Consider the following 6,717-nt stretch of genomic DNA (forward strand, 5'->3'; position numbering starts at 1 on the left):
AATGGGATTCAGTGGTGAAATTCATTTTTGACCCCAAACGGCAGACCGCTGAGGACCGGCGACCGCGGGCTTCGCAAGGCTTGTACACCATATCCCGTTAGGGATACCACATGGGTAGAAAACGCGCGCGCCCCCTCCAATTAAGCATGCCGCAGGCATGCCATGTAGTAGAGGCAGGGCGAACAGCCCTGACCGCCGGATATGCGGGTTGAAATGGTGTTTGAGTTGGGAAATCTATTTTTGACCCCAAACGGCAGACGGCTGAGGACCGACGACCGAGGGCTGAACAAGGCTTGTACACCATATCCCGTTAGGGATACCACATGGTTAGAAAACGCGCGCGCCCCTCCAAATTAAGCATGCCGCAGGCATGCCATATCACTCCCTCCGCCGTATCAATCCCGCTCACCGAACTCCCCGCGCAGGGCGCGCATATCGGGCTTAAACCAGTATATCAACGCGGGCAGGAAAAAGAGATCGGCAATGATGGCCGTGAAAATCGTGATGCTCACCAGCTGACCCATGTACATGGTCGAATCAAATTCGCTGTTGCCGAGGGTTCCGAAACCGACAAGCAGGATGGCACTTGTGAGGATGATAGCCCGGCCCGTTTTCTCGGTTGTGACCCGCACCGCGTCAATCAGCGTGCGTCCGCGCCGGCTTTCAATGCGGAAGCGCGCCAGAAAATGGATGCTGTCATCCACCGCAATCCCGAAGGCAATCGTAAAAATGACAGCGGTTGAAGGCTTGATGTCAATCCCGAAATAGCCCATCACCCCGGCAATCACGAGCAGGGGCATGATGTTGGGCAGCAGGGAGATAATCACCAGCTTGAAATTCCGGAACAGCCAGGCCATAATCAGCGAGATAAAAACAAAGGCCAGCCCGATACTCGAAGCCAGCGAGCGCACGATATTATCGGTGAGGTCGGCCACGAGAATGGTCGTGCCCGTCATGGTGATCTCCTCGTTCGGGAAGTGCGCCGCAATGTATTCCATGAGATCGGCCCTCACCTGATTCATCCGCCAGGAACCGGCATCCTGTGTCTGCGCCGAAACCCGGATTTGCGAATAGGTGAAGTCGGTGAAACGGTCGAGGGCGTCTGCATCGGTAATTTCCATCAGCAGCAGATACTGCGCGAGCAGGGCGCGGCTGTCGGGCAGGGGAGAGAGGGCAGCTTCCTCCGGCTGCATGGTGCGGTGTATCTGCTTCATCAGCGTGGTGAGCGAGCGGCTGCGGTCAATTTCATCAAAGCTGATGAGCTTTTCCTCCAGAGCAGCAACCCGTGCAAGCAGCTCCGGATCGGTGATGCCGTTTTCCTCGCCCGTATCGATTATGATTTCCAGCGGAAACTGCGGGCTCAGCCGTTCCCCGATGATGTAGCTGTCGGCAATGAGGGGGGAATCGCGCCCCACATCATCAAAAACAAAACCGTTAACCCGCAGCTGACCAATGCCGGTTGCGATAAGCGCTGTTACAATCAGGGTGCCGATCACGACCGCTTTATGGTACCTCAGGGAGAAGCGGAAGGTAGCCTGCAGGAAGTTGCCGATGGCGTTGTGCACCCGCGCTCCGGGGAGTCCGCCGGGCTCGGTATCGCGGAAATACGGCATGAGGTTGGGCAGCAGGAAAATGGTGATCACATAAGCGACCATTACCCCTATGGCGGTGTACAGGCCGAAGGTTCGCATTGGAACCACATTGCTCGTGAGCAGCGTCGCGAAGCCGATGGCGGTTGTAACGCTCGTAAGGAAGGTTGCGCTGCCCAGCACAATCAGACTCTCCCGTACGGCCGGTGCTTTTTCGACGCCCGCCATGCGGTTGTCGCGGTACTTTGAGAGCATGTGCACGGAATCGGCAACCCCGACACACAGCAGTATCGGGGCGATAGTGCTCGTGAGAATTTCGAAATAGCCTCCCGATGCCCACAATATGACGACCGTAAACAGAATGGTGAGCCACACAATGAGGATAGGAATCACGATGCCCTGCATGTTCCGGAACAGAAACCAAAGCAGCAGAATGATGAGCACCGACGAAATGCTGATATAGAAAATGATCTCGCTGTTGAGCACATTCACGTACTGATTCCTGAAGTACGGAATGCCGGCTACATAGTACTCAAGCCCGTTCTGCTCCCCGAGGATGCGCATCATATCGCCGATAATCTGCTCCCGCACCGGGAACAGGTTGAGGTCTTCATCAATCGCGAGATAAATCGCGGTGAAGTCCGCTTCATTATTGATAAAAAGCCCCTGCACAAAAGGATCGGCCGTGATTTCAGCAAGCAGCGCCTGCCGGTCGGGGATGGTGCCGTTGAAGTAAGGCTCGGCAACGAGCCGGCCGTCGAGGTTTCGCAGCCGCTGTGCATCGAGCAGACTGCGGACTTCCGTCACATTTTCGATTTCTTCCATAGCAGAAACCAGCGACCGGAGCTTTTCGATGAAATCCGTTTCGAGCACATCAGCGTGTGAGAGTCCGATGGCGATCACATTGTCGTCACGGCCGAATTCCTCCGAAAAACGCTGATAGGCCTCAATGGTCGGGTCATTTTCGGGGAAGAAGCCTTCGAGGCTGAAATCGGCTTCCACATTAAGTACAGGGTAGATGGAGGCAAAAACCAGGATAACCGCAATGGCAAGCACGGGCCTGCGGTTCGAGATGATAAAATCAGCGAGACGTTCCAAAAAGGGCGAAATTCAAAAAGGATTCAGTGAAGTGAGCTGATGCAAACATCACGCACAGCCGCCTGCATTCCAATAGGATGCCGTGAAAATGAGAAGAGGATTTTGCTTTGCTTATGGCACGCGGATTGAACGGATTTGGCGGGATTACCGCGGATTTTTTTGTTTTAATAGTTCTTCTATAAAGTTCTGATGAAATTCATTCAGGTTTCGGGGCTAACCCAAATACCGTAAGCGCCCCGGCCTTGCAGCACCTAAAGCGGAAGCCCATGCATTACCCGTCGTAGCTTGCCGTGCCGCCATGCTGCTTACCCACCTGAAACCCGTCATCCCGCGCCCCAAATCCTTCTCACCAAAACCAGGCGGCGCTGAGGTACAGCAGGCTGTTGGGGCCGTACTGCCGGAAACTCAGGTGCGGGTAGCCTGTGTCTGGCGTTTTGCCGCCAAAAAGCTGTGCACCTCCGGTGATGCTGAGGCCGTCGCGCAGGGCATAGCTCAGCTCCGGATTGATCCAGAAATCCTGACCGTTGAACTGATAGCGCCCGAGCAGCCGGGCCAGCAGCTTGTCGCGAAGCAGGCTCCGGTTGGTGCTGAGGGTGATGCCGTGAAACCAGGCATCCTGCAAGATCTCATCATCCGGACTCAGAATAACATCGGCGATGTACTGCGCGCTCCAGTTCCAGCCGCCGGCAGCGAACTGCACACCGGCCATCCACTTGAGGGCGGGCTGCCAGCTGAGGAATCCGCCGGCCTCACCGGCGTCCAGCGTTTCGTTGAAGCGGCCGAGCAGGGCTATAAGCTCCGGCAGGGGGATGTTTGGCGGGGAATCGGGACCGGCTTCGGCAATGGCCTGCAAGAGCTGCAGGTCGGCCATGCTGAGCGGTCCGGGAAGGGTATCGAAAGCCCGCTGCTGAAACCAGGCCAGCTCAAACGGGAAGCGCAGCTGTGTGCCGGCGCGGTACTCGCCCCAGAAACCGGCGATGAGGCCCGGCTTGTAGCGCTCTTCGAGCACGGCCTGCTCCGGCAGACGCAGCCCCGGAGCGAGATCTGTGGTTTCAAACCGCTTGAAATAGGCCGGCGTACGCTGCCGCCAGTACATGAGCGCGAAATCAAGGTCCCAGTCAGCGGCGCCCCGCCATGCGAAGCGTGCAGCGAGCTGTGTGTCTTTCAGGGTGATGCGCTCCGGGTCGTAAGCCCTGAATTGGGTAGGGAGGGGGAAGATGTCGGTTGGCACAACACCCCAGGGACCGTCGTAGGCCGGCAGTCGGGAGGGCTCAAAGGCCGGGTTGATGAGCAGCTGCAGCTGATTGCGGCCAAAGAAGTGGGTGTAGCTTACGGCGGTGACACCCTCCCGGAGTTCGCGGAAATCCTGTGTGAGGAATTCCGAAAGGTCGAAGGGGCTCACCAGATCGAAGATGAAATCCCCCTCGGTCTTGCCCCAAACCACCACTTGTTTGCCGATGCGGAGGTCGCCGCCGGACAGAAACACATCCATAAAAAGCTCACGCATGCGGAAATCGAGCGAATCAGCGGATGATGCGAACAGCTGCCGGAGGTCGCCGGAGGCATAGACCCGTCCGTCGGGGAAATTGTGCCTCAGATTCAGCCGGAGGCGGTTTCGGGCTGAAATAAGTTCATGCGGCGGCGTTGTGGTGTAGGCGCTGTAGCTGCTCACAAACCCGGATACGGAAGTCTGTGCTGCCGCTCCGAAAGGGCTGCCGATCAGGCAGAAAGACAAAACGGGAACGAGCAGAAACAAAAAACGCGCTTCAAAGCGCGCAGAGGAAGTTTTTCGAAGTGAATAGCTAACGGGCATTCTCAATTGAGGAGGTAGTGTTTTGGTTATGGTGTGCCCAAGTGAAAGAGAAGAAAAATTCATATTAAAAGCAAATTGATATTTTCGGAAAAAAATCTTAATTTTGCAATAATGTAGTAGTGGAACAGCTATCTGCCCAAGCCGACTGATTTAATCAGTTTGAATCATAACCCGTAAACTTCACGAAGCACATTTATCCAATATGGCGCATCAACGTATTGAAGTCAACCTGCCTCTTGCCAAAGTATATGAAAGCCTGAATTCCCCCGTGGATTTTCCGCTTTTTCTCAGTGGTATCGAGCAAGTCATCAAGATTAATTCTCAAACCTACGAATACAGAACCACCATTGGCGGTGAGGAGTACAAGTGGACGACTAACATTATAGATGACCTTCGCAACACCCGCTTTGCGTGGATCACAATTAATGGCAATCTGAATCAGACTGGCACCATCCGGTTCACTCCTCTCGACAACGGCACCCGTACCCGTGTCGATTTCAGCCTCGATTATCGTCCGTTTTTCGGTGAAGCAGAAGGCGAACTCAAAGCTTTCATCGGCGGTCTCGACGAGCAACTCAGCAAAGATCTGGAAAGCTTCCGGGTAGCCCTCGAAAACGGCACCTTCAAAGAGAAGAACGAAGAAACTGCTGACAAAGAGCAAGCCGCTGTTTAACAGAAACAGCATTCTTATTGTTTTGCAACTCCCAAGGCCGCGCACAACCTGCGCGGCCTTTTTTATGGAAGGGTGTTTTAGGTTTCGCGTTTCGCGTTTCGGGTTTCTTGTTTCTTGTTTTGCGCTTGTAGCTGGCGTGATGGGCGGGGTGTTGCTCCAAAACAAGCCTGCCGTCCGCGGTCGGCGAAGCCCAGCCCCCCACCACCGTCATCCCGGAAAGGCCCGCGCGGGGTAACTTAACAAGCTCTTAAACCAACGGCCTTATCCGGGACCTACCAGTTAAGACCTGCCGCAATGCAATAGCAGGGCACAAAAGCCGGTACAATTTTCCCGCTCACCGTGCCGGAAAACGGCATCCTGAACGCTCCTCGTTTAGACCTCACCCCAACCCCTCTCCTGAAAAGGCCACGAAGCTTTACGGACATTATCTTCAGGAGAGGGGCTTTTTGTTTGGGGGTAGTTTAGGATTTGGGGGCGTGAACCGCCAGCCACAGCCCCCTGTCCCCCGGTCCCCGGTCGGCGAAGCCACCCCAACCTGCTATCGGCATGGCGGCGTGAATACGCTGGAAGGTCCCGGATAAGCGTGCGAGTTGCTTTTTACCTAACCCCAAATTCCAAAAACCGCACGCTTTCCGGGATGACGTGTTAGGGGACAAGAAATGCAAACGGCGCGGCAAGCCGCGCCGGGTTAATAAAAATCAGCATTGTCATCCTGAGCGGAGGCGCAGCGCAGTGGAGGCGGAGTCGAAGGATATTGTCATTCAGGCCTCGGAGCCACAATCCGCGGTCTGCGGTCTGCGGTCTGCCGCCCTCATGCCGTCCCCGCGTTGCGCGCGCTTCAATTCCCCCGAATGACCTCAATAAGCCCCATCGTGCCGCGGAGCAGGTGGTCGAAGTTTGTGGGGGGGGCGTGCATGTCGCGGCGGATCTGTGCGGAGGGGGGCAGCAGGTGATAGCTGTTTCGCCGGTTGCTGTTGGAGGCATGCGGACTCAGCCGGAACTGCTCTGCCGGACTCACACCGGCATTCATCTCCGCAAAATCAGAAAAAAGTGCTGCCTGACTGAATGACTGTACAGCAGCACGTTCATCGGCAGGGAGCAGGCGCATGAGCACATTGGTACGCAGGCTGAGCGCAAAGGGACTGCGTTCAGCTCCGGCAACAGCAACGGCTGGGCTGAATGCAAGCCTTTCGGGCTCATACAGGGCGAAGAGACTTGTTCCGGTTTGGGATACATCATCCGAAAACACTGAAACCGCAGCTGACCCGTGCAGGCTGTAGTTTTGGGATGCTTGTTCAGAGGCTTCTGTGTGCTGCGCGTTCAGGCTGAGTGGGATTGTAAAAACAAAAAGAAGGCTAAAAAAGCATTTCATAGCAGCTGAGGAAGTTGGTATTAGGTATCAATATCAGATACTTAGCTTATCTTTTAAGCTAAACATTAGTTTCACGGATTTCAAATGAAGTCTCTGTAAAACCGTGAATGACTGTACCGGATGTGCCGGGCTGTAAAATATGCAGGCTTGCCGAAGGCTTTTTTCAGCGAAC

4 protein-coding genes are annotated in these 6,717 nt (G+C 55.2%); 1 reads left to right on the forward strand and 3 read right to left on the reverse strand.

Going from position 1 to position 6,717, the window contains the following annotated elements:
• Positions 1-395: 395 nt before the first annotated feature.
• Together LAT75_RS14815 and LAT75_RS14820 are read right to left on the reverse strand one after the other, a co-directional pair.
• A complete protein-coding gene (locus LAT75_RS14815) occupies positions 396-2,687 on the reverse strand; it encodes an MMPL family transporter (RefSeq protein ID WP_291483476.1) in 2,292 nt (763 codons plus the stop codon).
• 346 nt (positions 2,688-3,033) lie between these two features.
• Positions 3,034-4,500 (reverse strand): DUF1302 family protein, encoded by a 1,467-nt coding sequence (locus LAT75_RS14820; protein ID WP_291483477.1) that lies wholly within the window; start codon positions 4,498-4,500, stop codon positions 3,034-3,036.
• A 202-nt stretch (positions 4,501-4,702) separates the two neighbouring features.
• Here LAT75_RS14820 and LAT75_RS14825 point away from each other — a divergent pair, with 202 nt between their 5' ends.
• Complete coding sequence (locus tag LAT75_RS14825; RefSeq protein WP_291483478.1) at positions 4,703-5,173, forward strand: SRPBCC family protein; 471 nt, start codon at positions 4,703-4,705, stop codon at positions 5,171-5,173.
• Positions 5,174-6,011: 838 nt separating this feature from the next.
• On the opposite strand, the gene LAT75_RS14830 is transcribed toward LAT75_RS14825, so the two are convergent.
• A complete protein-coding gene (locus LAT75_RS14830) occupies positions 6,012-6,545 on the reverse strand; it encodes a hypothetical protein (protein ID WP_291483480.1) in 534 nt (177 codons plus the stop codon).
• Between the last annotated feature and the right edge of the window lie 172 nt (positions 6,546-6,717).

The organism is Cyclonatronum sp. (genome assembly GCF_022565315.1).
Classification (GTDB): domain Bacteria; phylum Bacteroidota; class Rhodothermia; order Balneolales; family Cyclonatronaceae; genus Cyclonatronum.

Excerpts from the sequence above, each read along its gene's own strand:
- LAT75_RS14820 (WP_291483477.1), bottom strand. The coding sequence starts at position 4,500 with ATGCCCGTTAGCTATTCACTTCGAAAAACTTCCTCTGCGCGCTTTGAA.
- LAT75_RS14830 (WP_291483480.1), bottom strand. The coding sequence starts at position 6,545 with ATGAAATGCTTTTTTAGCCTTCTTTTTGTTTTTACAATCCCACTCAGC.
- LAT75_RS14825 (WP_291483478.1), top strand. The coding sequence starts at position 4,703 with ATGGCGCATCAACGTATTGAAGTCAACCTGCCTCTTGCCAAAGTATAT.